Raw genomic sequence first — 12,773 nt, 5'->3', positions numbered from 1 at the left:
AGTAAAGCTGGGTATTGAACTGTGACCGCGATGCCACTAGTTTCCCGGCAGGGTCAAGAGGTAGGCGGCCAGCAGCGACATCCCGGCCAGGACATAGAACACAATCTGCGTCCAGAGCGGTTTGCCTTGCTGCCTGAAGGACAATGCCCCACCAATAAGAAGACCGGCCAGACCCATCAGGACAATGGACCACATCTAGGCGGCCGGTCCGGATCCGGCCGCTTCCGCGGCGGCCGTGGCGGATGAACTTCCACGGTCCTTGCGGAGGCTCTCCACCCAGTTCCTGAGCAGGCGGGCGCCTGCGTCGCCCGACTTCTCGGGGTGGAACTGCGTGGCGCACAACGGACCGTTTTCAACGGCGGCAATAAAGGGGGCGCCATGCTCGGACCAGGTCACCAGTGGCGGGGACATCCGCGGCTGGATGACGTCAAAGTCCCAGTGCTGCACGCCATAGGAGTGCACAAAGTAGAAGCGCTCGTTCTCCACGCCTTCGAAAAGTTTGGACCCTTCCGGGACCTTCACGGTGTTCCAGCCCATGTGCGGCACAACCTCGGCTGGAAGAAGTTCCACCTTGCCGGGCCACTCCCCCATGCCCTCAGCTTCGGTGCCATGTTCCACCCCGGCTTCGAACAGCACCTGGAGGCCCACGCAGATAGCGAGAACAGGGCGGCCGCCGGCCACACGGCGGCCGATCATGCGGACGGCATCCACTGCCTTGAGCTCGCGCATGACCGTTTCAAAGGCGCCAACACCCGGAACCAGCAGTCCATCGGCGTTGAGTACGTCCTCAGGCTTGGAACTGAGCACCACCTCCGCCCCCGCCCGCTCCAGCGCCCGGACCGCCGAACGGACATTGCCGGAGCCATAGTCCAGCACGGTGACGGTGGGCTTGCCCTCGGGCGACTCGGGCCGGATGCTTGCCACCGGATCCACGATGGCGCCGCCCTGGATCACCGGGCCGGTCACAGCGCACCCTTGGTGGACGGGATGCCCTCAACACGCGGATCGGACTCAACTGCCGAACGGAGGGCGCGGGCGAACGCCTTGAACTGCGCCTCCACGATGTGGTGGGGGTCCCGGCCGGCGATGACGTTCATGTGCAGGCAGATGCCGGCGTGAAGTGTGATCGCTTCGAAAACGTGGCGCGTCAGCGACCCCGTGAAGTGACCGCCGATCAGGTGGTACTCCTGGCCCGCGGGCTCGCCCCCGTGCACCAGGTATGGGCGCCCGGAAACGTCTACCACGGCCTGCGCCAATGCCTCGTCCAGCGGCACCGTGGCCTCGCCAAACCGCCGGATGCCGGCTTTGTTCCCCAAAGCGGTGCGCAGCACCTCGCCGAAGGTGATGGCCACGTCCTCCACAGTGTGGTGGACGTCGATGTGGGTGTCTCCCGTGGCCTTCACCGTCATGTCAATCAGCGAGTGCTTGCTCAACGCGGTCAGCATGTGGTCGTAAAACGGAACCGACGTGCTGATGTCCGAAGTGCCCGTGCCGTCGAGGTTGATCTCAACAAGCACGGATGATTCGCTCGTGGTCCGCTCCATCCGTGCGGTCCGGGCCTCGGCAGCAATCGTTCCGGTGGTGCTCATGATGTTAAGTCCTTTAGATGCAGGAGAAGTGCTGGCTGTGGTGGAACTTGGCGTTCTGATTCGCGCTGTGTCCCGACCCAAGTTTAGGCCGGGACGCTGGGCTGCCGGATCAGGATCCGTTCCAAGGCAACCAGGAACGCTGTGGTTTCGGTCTCAGTGCCCGCCGTGACCCGCAGGTGCCCCGGGATGCCGACGTCGCGGATGAGGACCCCTGCGTCCAGAAGTCCCTGCCACACGTCATGGGGATTTTCCAGGCCGCCGAAGAAGACGTAGTTGGAGTCCGATGCGGCGGGCTTGAGCCCCATCCGGGTGAGCTCGCTGACGATCCGGTCCCGCTGCCGCTTGATGTCCTCCACATCGGCCATGAGCGCCTCGCGGTGCCGGAGGGCCGCCAGTGCCGTTGCCTGCGTGATGGCGGACAGGTGGTACGGCAGGCGGACCAGGCGGAGCGCGTCCGTCACCTCGGGCGCGGCCGCCATGTACCCCAGCCGGGCTCCCGCCAGTGCGAAGGCCTTGCTCATGGTGCGCGAGACAATCAGCCTTTCCCTCCCCGGAAGAAGCGTCAGCGCGCTCGGAGTGCCGTCGTGGGCGAACTCATGGTAGGCCTCGTCGACGATCACGATGGTCTGGCTGGCCTCGCCCGCGGCATAGACAGCCTCCACCACGTCCAGTCCCAGGCCGGTACCGGTTGGATTGTTGGGTGAACACAGGAAAACGATGCTCGGCTGCAGTTCGCGGACCTGCCGCGCGGCGGATTCTGCGCTGAGGCCATAGTCATCCGCCCGCGCCCCGACGATGTATCCGGTGTCCGTGCCGCTGGCCAGCAACGGGTACATGGAGTACGTGGGAGGGAACCCAAGGGCCGTCCGCCCCGGTCCGCCAAACGCCTGAAGGATTTGCTGGAGAACCTCATTCGAACCGTTGGCGGCCCAGATATTTTCGGCCCCGAGACCGTGCCCCAGGTATTCCGCCAGCGCTTCCCGCAGTTCCGTGAACTCGCGGTCCGGATACCGGTTGAGGCCTACGGCAGCGGCGGTGACAGCCTCGGTAATGGCGGCCCTCACGTCGGCGGGAACACCGTGTGTGTTCTCGTTGACGTTGAGCAGGATGGGGACATCCAGTTGGGGAGCACCATAAGGGGTGAGGCCCCGCAAGTTGGTCCGGAGGGGCAGTCGGTTGAGGCGCTCTAGCTGGTCAGTCACCTGAACAGTTTAAGTGAGCCGGAGCGTGCCCTGAAACTGTGACGTCTTCAGGGGCCCGCGCGGACTCCTCCGGTCAGGCGGCAGAAGCTATTTCGAGGGCACAAACAAACGCTGCCCCGGCATAACCCGGGCGCCGTCAAGGTTGTTGAGCTGAACAATATCTGCCACCACGTCGCGGGGATCACGCTCGGGGGCCACGGTGCCGGCGATTCCCCACAAGGACTCCCCCGCCTGCACTGTCACCGAGATCGTGGGCGTTGCGGACAGCTCGGAGGCGGAGTCCGCGGCCTTGGCTGGCGAATTAAGGAATCCGGACAGCGAGATCAGGAGCGCGGTAAGCAGGACCAGCGGCAGACCGATGAGGACGATGCGCCCCCGGCGGGTCAGCCGCAAAGGCGGCAGCGTGCGCTTGGCTGGCTGTTCGGGGCACTGCTCCCACTGGAAGCCGTGAATGGATGACACCTGACTAGCACTTGTTGCTGACATGAACTGAGCCCTCCTGGACTGTACTGTGCCGCCCGGCGTGTTTCTGATCCTGCGTATTCCAGAAACGGCCACCGCTTCGGCCCCGTTCGAACATAGAATCGAATGGATTCCATATTCGAACACATCTTCGAACTTTGCTGGTTCTGTTCTAGCACTTATTAACGAACATTGTCGAGACTCACTAGAACAAATGTTTGAAAAACCCCTGTGGCTGGCTTACGTTTGAGTCACAGGAGAACCACTTTCCGCAGTACATCAGCAGGGTCTGACATTTCAGGCCGGAAGTTCCCGGCAGCAGCAGCCACGGCGGCCGGGTGGAATGAAAGGCGTTGGCGAAATGGCAGCACAAGCCACCGGCGGCAGGGCTACCCAGCGGAGCCAGCAGCCACCACGAGCGCCGAAGAGCCTCACGGTGCGGCAGAAGAAGATCCTGGAAACCATCCAGCGCTCGGTCAATGAGAATGGCTATCCGCCGTCCATGCGCGAAATCGGCGACACCGTGGGACTGGCCAGTCTCTCCAGCGTGACCCACCAGCTCTCCCAGCTGGAAAAACTCGGATACCTTCGCCGCGACCCCAAGCGGCCGCGCGCCATGGAAGTGCTGATGCCGCTGACCCTCGATGAAGGAAACGCACCGATCTCGGGTGTCGAAAAGACGGCCCGGCTGCGAACCGTTGGAGGGCAGGCCGTCTCCGACCTTGCCAGTGCAACGGACACCGCAATGGTGCCCCTTGTCGGCCGGATTGCAGCTGGCGGCCCCATCCTGGCCGACCAGATGGTGGAGGATGTCATGCCGCTGCCGCGCCAGCTGGTGGGGCACGGCGAACTCTTTATGCTGAGAGTGTCCGGCGATTCCATGATCGACGCCGCGATCTGCGACGGCGATTGGGTGGTGGTGCGTCAGCAGAGCGACGCAGTCAACGGCGACATCGTGGCCGCCCTGCTTGACGACGAATCCACCGTCAAGACCTTCCGTCAACGTGACGGACACACCTGGCTACTGCCGCAGAACACACAGTACGAGCCCATCCTCGGCGATCACGCCGTAATTATGGGCAAAGTCGTTTCGGTGCTCCGCTCGCTGTAGGGCCGCCCGCATAAGTGGCAGTTCGCCGCTTAGCCCGCAGCCTTCGCTCCGGCGGTCTCTTCGTCGGGTGCCTTCGACAGCCGCTCCAGCGCCGAGAGCGCGATGCCAGGATCTGTCGTGGGCCAGAAAGGCGGCAGCGCCGCACGCAGGAATCCGCCGTAACGTTCCGTGGACAGGCGGGAATCCAGGACGGCTACCACGCCCCGGTCACCCGTCGAACGGATCAGCCGACCTGCGCCCTGCGCCAGCCGGATGGCTGCATGGGTCGCTGAGACAGACATAAAGCCGTTACCCCCCGACTGCGCAACTGCCCGCGACCGGGCCGTCATGAGGGGATCGTCCGGCCGGGGAAAAGGAATGCGGTCAATGACCACGAGCCTGCATGAGCCGCCCGGGACATCGACTCCTTGCCAGAGGGACATGGTGCCGAAAAGACAGGTGTCCGGCTCATCCGCGAACTGGCGCACCAGGGCCGTCATTGAAGAGTCGCCCTGGCAAAGAATACTGACATCCAGCCGCGGCCGCATGGCCTCAGCAGCCTCCTCTGCCGCGCGCCGGGAGGAGAACAGGCACAACGCGCCCCCGCCCGAAGCCCGGATCAGTTTCTCCAGTTCGTCCAGTGCCTCCGGTGAGGTCCCCCGACCCGGCTTGGGCAAATGCGCGGCGACATAGAGTATTCCCTGTTTCGGGTAGTCGAAGGGCGATCCAACGTCCACTCCCGTCCAGCTCGGCGCCCCGGGACCCACCAGGCCAAGTCCCCCGGCGGCCGGTTCGAAGGCCGATCCGATGGCCAGCGTGGCGGAGGTCAGAACCACAGTGTGACCTTCGAAGAGTCCCTCCCGCAGACGCCCCGCAACGCTCAGTGGCGCGATATTGATGAGGGCAGGCGCGGACTCGTCAGGTTGGGAGTAGCCCTGTTGGGGGTCAAAGGTGCTGTTGCGCGAGAACCACACCACTTCGCGGTTGTCGCGGGCGGCCATCAGGCGTTCGCACAGTTCCAGGATCACCATGATGCGTGACCTCGCCAGCTGCCGGCCGCCGTCGGCCGTACTGCCGCTTTCGGCCTTGGAGTCGGACAGCGCGGCACGGCAGGCTTCCCGGAGCTGGTCCACGCAGTCCAGCTGCTCGGTGTTCAGGCCATTTGGCATGAGACCGCTCGGAACGCCCTCTATGGCCAGCTCAAGATTGGCCGCGGCATTGTTGAGGGCATCAACGGTAATGCCGGTGTGCTTGCGGGCCCCGGAGGCGGCGGCGTGGATCATGGCCACGGACAGCTGCCCGGAGACGGCTCCCGTCACCCGGTCCTGAAGTTCGTGGGCCTCATCAACCACCACCACATCGTATTCGGGCAGCACGGCCAGTCCCTCGAAAGCGCTGACAGCCAGCATGGCGTGGTTGGTCACCACCACGTCCGCGTCGGCGGCGTTTTGCCGGGCAAGTTCGCTGAAGCATTCCGCAGCCATGGGGCACTTCTGGGCGCCAAGGCATTCCATCGAGGTGACGGACACCTGCCGCCAGGCACGGTCCGTGACCCCGGGCATCAGTTCGTCACGGTCACCGGTGGCGGTCCCCTCCGCCCATTCCCGCAACCGCACCACTTCCTTGCCCAGCTGCGAGGCTGGACCGCCCATGGCGGCAGCGAAGTGGGGGACGCTGGTGTCTTCGCCCAGGGAGAAGAGCTGCCCCTCGGCAGGTTCTTCCGAAGGAAAGCCGCCCTCGAGCTTGTGCCGGCAGACGTAGTTAGACCGGCCCTTGACCAAGGCAACCTTGACAGGACGGTCCAGGGCCGGGGTAATCGTCTTCAACAACCGCGGCAGGTCGCGGCCCACGATCTGGGTCTGAAGCGCCAGCGTGGCGGTAGAGACCAGGGTGGGTTTGGCGCTGTCCAAAGAATGCGCGATCAGGGGAATCAGGTAGGCAAGGGACTTGCCGGTACCGGTTCCAGCCTGGACCAGCAGGTGGTCGCCGCTGTCAATTGCGCGCGCCACCTGCCGGGCCATCTCGTGCTGTCCGCTGCGGCTTTGGCCGCCCATCCCGGAAACCGCGCGGTCGAGCAGCTCGATGACGAACTCCTCCCCGGGCGAGCTGTCGATGTCCGCAGCCTCGGAATCAGTCATTGCTGATGAATGATTCCAGTTCAGAGGCAAGCCCCTCGCGCACCATCACCAAGGCGCGTGTGCCCTCCTCCTCATGTTCGAGGCGCAGGATCTCAGCGTCGGTCTCGTGGAGCTTGCTGAGCAGGTCACCACGGCTGTACGGAATCAGCAGCTCGAGCTTGACGCTAGGCCGCGGGATGGACTCGCTGATTGCCTTCAGCAGCTCGGAAATGCCCTGCCCAGTGCGGGCCGAGACCACCACATGCCGGGGTTCGCGCTGCCTCAGCCGCTCCACCACGAACGGATCCGCGGCATCGACCTTGTTCAGGACAATGATTTCGGGCACCTTTCGGGCATCCACTTCGCTGAAGACGGAGCGGACGGCGGCAATCTGCCCCTCCGGGTCAGGGTGCGAGGCATCCACCACGTGCAGGATCAGGTCGGAATCGGCCACTTCCTCCAACGTGGAGCGGAACGCTTCCACCAACTGGGTGGGGAGCGAACGGACGAAGCCCACGGTATCGGCAAGCGTGTAGCCCAGGCCGTCGGCGGTCTCAGCCTTGCGCACGGTGGGATCCAGGGTGGCGAACAAGGCGTTCTCCACCAGGACCCCCGCATCGGTGAGCCGGTTCAGGAGCGAGGATTTTCCGGCGTTGGTGTAACCCGCGATCGCCACAGACGGCACGGCATTACGACGGCGGTTGGCCCGTTTGGTTTCCCGTGCCGGCTTCATCGCCGCGATCTCGCGACGAAGTTTGGCCATGCGCGTGCGGATCCGGCGCCTGTCGAGTTCGATCTTCGTTTCACCTGGACCACGCGAGCCCATACCGGCACCGGCACCGCCCACCTGGCCACCGGCCTGGCGGGACATCGACTCGCCCCAGCCGCGCAGGCGCGGCAACAGGTATTCGAGCTGCGCGAGTTCCACTTGCGCCTTGCCCTCGCGGCTCTTGGCGTGCTGAGCGAAGATATCGAGGATCAGGGCCGTGCGGTCGATGACCTTGACCTTCACGATGTCTTCAAGTCCGCGTCGTTGTGACGGGGCCAGTTCAGCGTCCACCACCACGGTGTCAGCTCCGGTGGACATTACGATGTCTTTGAGCTCGAGTGCCTTGCCTGATCCGAGGAAGGTGCCGGGGTCGGGCTTGGCACGCCGCTGCACCAGGCCATCGAGCACCTCAGAGCCGGCGGTCTCCGCCAGCGCGGCCAGTTCCCGCAGCGAGTTTTCGGCGTCCGCAAGAGTGCCTTCGGACCAAAGACCTGCCAGGACCACCCGCTCGAGCCGGAGTTGCCGGTACTCTACCTCGGTGACATCCTCGAGTTCAGTGGAGAGGCCTGCCGTGCGGCGCAGTGCCCGGCGTTCCTCCAGATCCTGCTGGTCGCCGTCGTAACTGCTGTGTTCGCTGTCCTGGCGTGAAATCGCCTGGGCCGCCCCTAGAACGCCCCGTGATTCACCGGAGGCGGGGACGGCCTTGTGGGCGGGAACGTCCTTGGACAAGATCCGGTCGATGACAGCCTGGATTTCCTCAGGACTCATGTCCTTGGGGGCTGAATCTGATCCGGCGTTGGGCTGGTTGGTCATGTTCTCCTTTGAGGGTTCTACATCTTCAGAATAGTGCCGATTGCTCGGCTGTGGCGCGGTATTCGCGCTGGGCTGACGACTATTGGTCATCCGTGCTTCCTGGACTGCCGGCGGCAGCTTGTGCGGCGCCGGCAGGGCCGACTGTGAATGGGGGGTGTCCGGCGGCCATGGGGGCCACCATTAGGGATGGGCGCGTGGAATCTCGGCTTAACGAAAAGTGCCGAATCAGATCAGCATTGCTGGGCTCCAAGTAGTTCTGGCGGAAACGGTGCCGGAAAATCACGGCAACATGGCGCGCTGAGCGGAAGGTGAATACCTGCGTCGCTGCGGGACGGGCGGGACCCGTGCCGGGCTACTTAAAGTTCAAGAACATAGATTTAAGATTAGCAGACCGTTTTCGCATCCAGCCGACGGTCAACTAATCTGGCGAGTTATGGAGTCTGCACACTATTTCAGCGCCCAGCCCGCAGGGCCGTTCACCCGCAAGCCACTTACCGTGGAACTTGCCGGCGAAACCCGGCAGCTGCAGACCTCCACCGGCATTTTCAGCCCTGACGCGATTGACAAGGGAACCGCCGTGTTGCTGGCTGACGCCCCGGCTCCGTCGCCCCGGGGAAACCTGCTGGACATCGGCTGCGGCTGGGGCCCCATCGCTTTGACGATGGCTCTCCGGGCACCACACGCCCATGTGTACGCCGTGGATGTCAACGAGCGATGCGTGACCTTGACCAATGAGAACGCCGGCCTGCTGGGCCTGGACAACCTTACGGCCAGCCTGCCGGACGCGGTTGATCCCGAACTGCGCTTTGACACGATCTGGTCCAACCCTCCCATCCGGGTGGGCAAGGACGAGTTGCACTCGTTGTTGCTGCAGTGGTTGCCGCGGTTGGCTCCCGGGGGCTCGGCCTGGCTGGTGGTCCAGAAGAACCTTGGCTCGGACTCCCTTCAGCGCTGGCTGGCGGCCGAGCTGGACAGCACCTTCACCGTCACACGCGAAAGCACTTCGAAATCCTTCAGGATCCTCCGGGTCAGGAAAGCGTCCCGCTAGCCACGATCACGGCGGGCCCGCTGAGCTCCACGTGCTCCCGGCCCTCAGGACCGGGGAAGAATTTCACGCCGACGACGCCGCCGGGGACCACGACCCGCCAGGCATCGGGAGCGCCCTGGCCAGCCCAGTGGCGGATGGCGACGGCGGCCGCGCACGCCCCGGTGCCGCAGGACTGCGTCTCCCCGACCCCCCTCTCGTGGACCCGCATGGTGACCGTCCCCACGCCGTTGTGAACCAGCGGATCCGACGGCACAACGAACTCGACATTGGTTCCGTGTGGGGGAACGGGATCGACGTGTGGGGCCTTGAACAGTTGCGTTTTTTCCAGTTCCGCCAGCTCAGCGAGTGCCACAACAGTGTGGGGGTTGCCCATGCTCACCGACAAGGCGGGCCGGGGCACCTCGAGTCCGTCAGCGCTGACCAGCGAATCCATGGCGCGGGCCGTGGCCTCGCCGGGGAAGATGAATTCCCAAGGGCCCATGTCGACGGCATAGCCGTCTTCCGTGCGCACGATCGTCTTGACGCCGCCACGGGTTCCGATGGTCAATGAATCGCCCGAGCCCAGGTGGACCAGGCCCTCGGCGATGAGGAAATGCACGAAGACGCGGACTCCATTGCCACACATCTCGGACAACGACCCGTCGCCGTTGCGGTAGTCCATAAACCACTCGGCGTCCGGGTGGGCGGCCTGCAGTTCACGTCCTTCGGGAAGGTAACGGGACGGCACAGCCCGGATCAGCCCGTCGCCTCCGATGCCGCGGTGGCGGTCGCAGAGTTCGGCCACCTGTTCCGGGGAAATGGGCCAGGTGCCCGTCGGATCGGCGACCAGCACGAAGTCGTTGCCGGTACCGTGTCCTTTGGAGAACGCCAGGCCGCTCAGCCCCTGGAGAGTGTGGTCAGGGGTGGGTGCAAGGGTTTCATCCATGATCCAAGATTACAGGGACCTGCGGTGCGCTCAGTTAACCGCCCACTGCGCGCCGCCGGGCCCGCGGCGGCGCAACTGCGGGCCGGCCAACCAGCAGGCCGGCCAATCAGCAGGCCGGCCAACGTCAGTCGGCCGCTGGGCCCGTCAGCCGCAGAGCGTCAACGCCTTGGCCACGAGGTCCGGGTCCTGCCAGTCCAGCCAGTGGATGCGGGGGTCCGCCCTGAACCAGGTCAACTGCCGGCGGGCGAATTGCCGGGTGGCCACGATGGTTTCCTCGGCGGCCTGTTCCTCGTCGGCTTCGCCGTCCAGCACTCTGAGGAACTGCGCATAGCCGAGCGCCCGCGACGCGGTCCTGCCCCGCCGCAGGCCCAGGGAGTCCAGTCGCCGCACTTCGTCCAACAAGCCGCTGCTGACCATGCGGTGCACGCGGGCCGCCAGTCTCTCCCGCAGCAGTTCACGGTCAACCTCAAGGCCGATCTGGACCGCTGGCTGGAAGTACTCGCGGACAGGCATGAAGGAGCTGAACGGCCTGCCGGTCAGCTCGTGGACTTCCAGGGCCCGCACCACCCTGCGGGCATCCCCGAGCCGGGCGGCGGATACCGGATCAACCAGTTCCAGCCTGGTCCGCAAGGGAGCAAGCCCGGACACCTCGAGATCGTGCTCGAGACGCTGCCGTATGGCCGGCTCAGTGCCCGGGAACTCCAGCACGTCCAGGGCCGCGCGGATGTACAGGCCTGATCCACCCGCCAGGATGGCCCTCCTGCCGCGGCGATGGATGTCCGCGATGGCTGCCCGCGACTCCCGCTGGAAATCGGAAACGCTGGCTTCATCGGTGACGTCAAGGGTATCCAGCAGGTGGTGCGGAACGCCCTTTCGCTCCTCGGCGGTGATCTTGGCCGTGCCAATGTCCATTCCGCGGTAGAACTGCATGGAATCGGCGTTGATGATCTCGCCGTCCAGTTCGAGTGCCATCCGCACCGCGAGATCGGACTTGCCGGAGCCGGTGGGACCCACAATCGCGATGACCGGCGGCTGACGGCCCTCTTGGCCGGGTCCAGCGCCATTGCGAACCGGGCTTCCCTGCTCGCTTCCCCGCTCGCCGGTCATAACTAGCTGCGGCGGACAGGGAGCGCGGGCATGCCCAGTGACACGCCGCTTTTGGCCGGGGAGGCACCGGGCGCCGGGGCACCGCACGAGTCCGCCAGGGCACGGTCCCACGCGTCACCGGCTCGTGAGCGGCGTAGCGAGTAGTCGGCGGCGGATGCCGGGTCCGCTACAAGATGGAAGGCCGCGGCTTCAGTGATGGTGACCGTAACAAGGTCTCCGGGCCGGGGCTTGTCGGCGCCCTCCGGCACCGAGAAATGAACCAGGCGTTGATCCTGAGAACGTCCGGAGAGCCGGTGGGTTTCCCCTGCCTTGCGTCCGGACTGCGCCGTGACCATGACTTCAACGCGGCGGCCCAACTGACGGGCATTCTCCTCCGCCGCGATCCGGTCCTGCAATGCGGTCAGGCGTTCAAAGCGTTCCTGGACCACTGCCTTGGGGAGCTGCTCCGGCAGCTCCGCGGCGGGGGTGCCGGGTCGCTTCGAGTACTGGAAGGTGAAGGCGGTGGCAAAGCGGGACTTCTCCACGATGTCCAGCGTGGCCTGGAAATCCTCTTCGGTCTCGCCGGGGAACCCTACGATGATGTCGGTGGAAATGGCCGCGTGCGGAATCTTCTCCCGGACCTTTTCCAGGATGCCGAGGAACTTGGTGGAGCGGTAGGACCGTTTCATGTCCTTGAGCACCTTGTCCGAACCGGACTGCAGCGGCATGTGCAGCTGCGGCATAACGTTTGGCGTTTCGGCCATGGCGTCAATGACGTCGTCCGTGAATGCAGCCGGGTGCGGGCTGGTGAACCGGACGCGCTCCAGCCCCTGGATTTCACCGCAGGCGCGGAGCAGCTTGGAAAACGCTTGGCGGTCCCCGAATTCCACGCCGTAGGAGTTCACGTTCTGGCCCAGGAGCGTGACTTCGATGGCGCCGTCGTCCACCAGGGCCTGGATTTCGGCGAGGATGTCTCCGGGACGACGGTCCTTCTCTTTCCCGCGGAGCGCCGGGACGATGCAGAACGTGCAGGTGTTGTTGCACCCCACGGAGATGGAAACCCAGCCAGCGTAGACCGAGTCACGCTTGGTGGGGAGGGTGGACGGAAAAACGTCCAGGGATTCGAGGATCTCGAGCTGCGCCTCGTTGTTGTGCCGGGCGCGGTCAAGGAGTGCCGGGAGCGCGCCGACGTTGTGGGTTCCGAAGACCGCGTCGACCCAGGGTGCCTTCTTGAGGATGGTCTCGCGGTCCTTCTGGGCAAGGCAGCCGCCCACGGCGATCTGCATGCCGGGGTTGGCTGCTTTCACCGGTGCCAGCATCCCCAGGTTGCCGTAGAGCTTGTTGTCGGCGTTTTCGCGCACGGCGCAGGTGTTGAAGACCACGACGTCGGCGTGCTCACCGGTGGAGGCGATGTAGCCTGCGTTCTCCAGCATCCCGGCCATCCGCTCGGAATCGTGGACGTTCATCTGGCAGCCGAAAGTGCGGACCTGGTAGGTCCGGGGCTGCGTGGGGCCAGGGAACGACTCCATATTGGCTGAAGCGGGGGCGTCGGACGCTGGGGAAGGAATGGTCAAACTCACCTGTTAAGGGTACCGGTTCTTAAAGGTGCCGGCCGTGTCTGTCCCGGCCCGCATGGCTCCCCGCCGCACCGGGACCGTGCGCGTGCCCTCGA

The 12,773-nt window shown here is 65.0% G+C and carries 12 protein-coding genes; 2 read left to right on the top strand and 10 right to left on the bottom strand.

Going from position 1 to position 12,773, the window contains the following annotated elements:
- Positions 1-36: 36 nt before the first annotated feature.
- The 5 genes from ACP4XC_RS07235 to ACP4XC_RS07215 all read right to left on the bottom strand — a co-directional run bounded on the left by ACP4XC_RS07235 (position 37) and on the right by ACP4XC_RS07215 (position 3,277).
- Positions 37-195, bottom strand: coding sequence for a hypothetical protein (locus tag ACP4XC_RS07235; protein ID WP_427174193.1), 159 nt, complete (start codon positions 193-195; stop codon positions 37-39).
- Positions 196-966 carry an imidazole glycerol phosphate synthase subunit HisH gene (gene hisH / locus ACP4XC_RS07230; RefSeq protein ID WP_427174192.1) on the bottom strand — a complete coding sequence of 257 codons (771 nt, stop codon included), beginning with the start codon at positions 964-966 and terminating at the stop codon, positions 196-198.
- The gene (gene hisB, locus ACP4XC_RS07225) at positions 963-1,589 is read right to left on the bottom strand and encodes an imidazoleglycerol-phosphate dehydratase HisB (protein WP_427174191.1); all 627 of its coding nucleotides are present in this window, start codon (positions 1,587-1,589) and stop codon (positions 963-965) included. The genes hisH and hisB overlap by 4 nt, the downstream gene beginning before the upstream one ends.
- An 83-nt stretch (positions 1,590-1,672) precedes the next feature.
- The gene (locus ACP4XC_RS07220) at positions 1,673-2,791 is read right to left on the bottom strand and encodes a histidinol-phosphate transaminase (protein ID WP_427174190.1); all 1,119 of its coding nucleotides are present in this window, start codon (positions 2,789-2,791) and stop codon (positions 1,673-1,675) included.
- Positions 2,792-2,878: 87 nt separating this feature from the next.
- Complete coding sequence (locus tag ACP4XC_RS07215) at positions 2,879-3,277, bottom strand: LysM peptidoglycan-binding domain-containing protein (protein ID WP_427174189.1); 399 nt, start codon at positions 3,275-3,277, stop codon at positions 2,879-2,881.
- Positions 3,278-3,614: 337 nt separating this feature from the next.
- On the opposite strand from ACP4XC_RS07215, the gene lexA reads away from it, so the two are divergent.
- Complete coding sequence (gene lexA / locus ACP4XC_RS07210) at positions 3,615-4,364, top strand: transcriptional repressor LexA (protein ID WP_427174188.1); 750 nt, start codon at positions 3,615-3,617, stop codon at positions 4,362-4,364.
- A gap of 29 nt (positions 4,365-4,393) precedes the next feature.
- Here lexA and ACP4XC_RS07205 read toward each other — a convergent pair whose 3' ends face one another.
- Entirely contained in the window at positions 4,394-6,481 is a 2,088-nt protein-coding gene (locus tag ACP4XC_RS07205; RefSeq protein WP_427174187.1) for an ATP-dependent DNA helicase, read from the bottom strand.
- Entirely contained in the window at positions 6,474-8,042 is a 1,569-nt protein-coding gene (gene hflX / locus ACP4XC_RS07200) for a GTPase HflX (RefSeq protein WP_427174186.1), read from the bottom strand. The genes ACP4XC_RS07205 and hflX overlap by 8 nt, the downstream gene beginning before the upstream one ends.
- A 433-nt stretch (positions 8,043-8,475) precedes the next feature.
- Here hflX and ACP4XC_RS07195 point away from each other — a divergent pair, with 433 nt between their 5' ends.
- Entirely contained in the window at positions 8,476-9,090 is a 615-nt protein-coding gene (locus ACP4XC_RS07195) for a class I SAM-dependent methyltransferase (protein WP_427174185.1), read from the top strand.
- Here ACP4XC_RS07195 and dapF read toward each other — a convergent pair.
- From dapF to miaB, 3 genes are all read right to left on the bottom strand, one after another.
- Positions 9,071-10,015, bottom strand: coding sequence for a diaminopimelate epimerase (gene dapF / locus ACP4XC_RS07190; protein WP_427174184.1), 945 nt, complete (start codon positions 10,013-10,015; stop codon positions 9,071-9,073). The two genes, ACP4XC_RS07195 and dapF, sit on opposite strands and share 20 nt — an antisense overlap.
- A 144-nt stretch (positions 10,016-10,159) precedes the next feature.
- Positions 10,160-11,122 carry a tRNA (adenosine(37)-N6)-dimethylallyltransferase MiaA gene (gene miaA, locus ACP4XC_RS07185; RefSeq protein ID WP_427174183.1) on the bottom strand — a complete coding sequence of 321 codons (963 nt, stop codon included), beginning with the start codon at positions 11,120-11,122 and terminating at the stop codon, positions 10,160-10,162.
- A gap of 2 nt (positions 11,123-11,124) precedes the next feature.
- A complete protein-coding gene (gene miaB, locus ACP4XC_RS07180) occupies positions 11,125-12,681 on the bottom strand; it encodes a tRNA (N6-isopentenyl adenosine(37)-C2)-methylthiotransferase MiaB (protein ID WP_427174182.1) in 1,557 nt (518 codons plus the stop codon).
- Positions 12,682-12,773 lie beyond the last annotated feature (92 nt).

It is taken from the genome of Arthrobacter sp. 92, assembly GCF_050260325.1.
In the GTDB taxonomy this organism is placed as follows: domain Bacteria; phylum Actinomycetota; class Actinomycetes; order Actinomycetales; family Micrococcaceae; genus Arthrobacter.
This window is presented reverse-complemented; position numbering and strand designations above follow the sequence as displayed.

Coding starts and splice junctions, on each gene's coding strand:
- ACP4XC_RS07235 (WP_427174193.1), bottom strand. CDS start 195: ATGTGGTCCATTGTCCTGATGGGTCTGGCCGGTCTTCTTATTGGTGGG.
- hisB (WP_427174191.1), bottom strand. CDS start 1,589: ATGAGCACCACCGGAACGATTGCTGCCGAGGCCCGGACCGCACGGATG.
- ACP4XC_RS07215 (WP_427174189.1), bottom strand. CDS start 3,277: ATGTCAGCAACAAGTGCTAGTCAGGTGTCATCCATTCACGGCTTCCAG.
- lexA (WP_427174188.1), top strand. CDS start 3,615: ATGGCAGCACAAGCCACCGGCGGCAGGGCTACCCAGCGGAGCCAGCAG.
- ACP4XC_RS07205 (WP_427174187.1), bottom strand. CDS start 6,481: ATGACTGATTCCGAGGCTGCGGACATCGACAGCTCGCCCGGGGAGGAG.
- hflX (WP_427174186.1), bottom strand. CDS start 8,042: ATGACCAACCAGCCCAACGCCGGATCAGATTCAGCCCCCAAGGACATG.
- ACP4XC_RS07195 (WP_427174185.1), top strand. CDS start 8,476: ATGGAGTCTGCACACTATTTCAGCGCCCAGCCCGCAGGGCCGTTCACC.
- dapF (WP_427174184.1), bottom strand. CDS start 10,015: ATGGATGAAACCCTTGCACCCACCCCTGACCACACTCTCCAGGGGCTG.
- miaA (WP_427174183.1), bottom strand. CDS start 11,122: ATGACCGGCGAGCGGGGAAGCGAGCAGGGAAGCCCGGTTCGCAATGGC.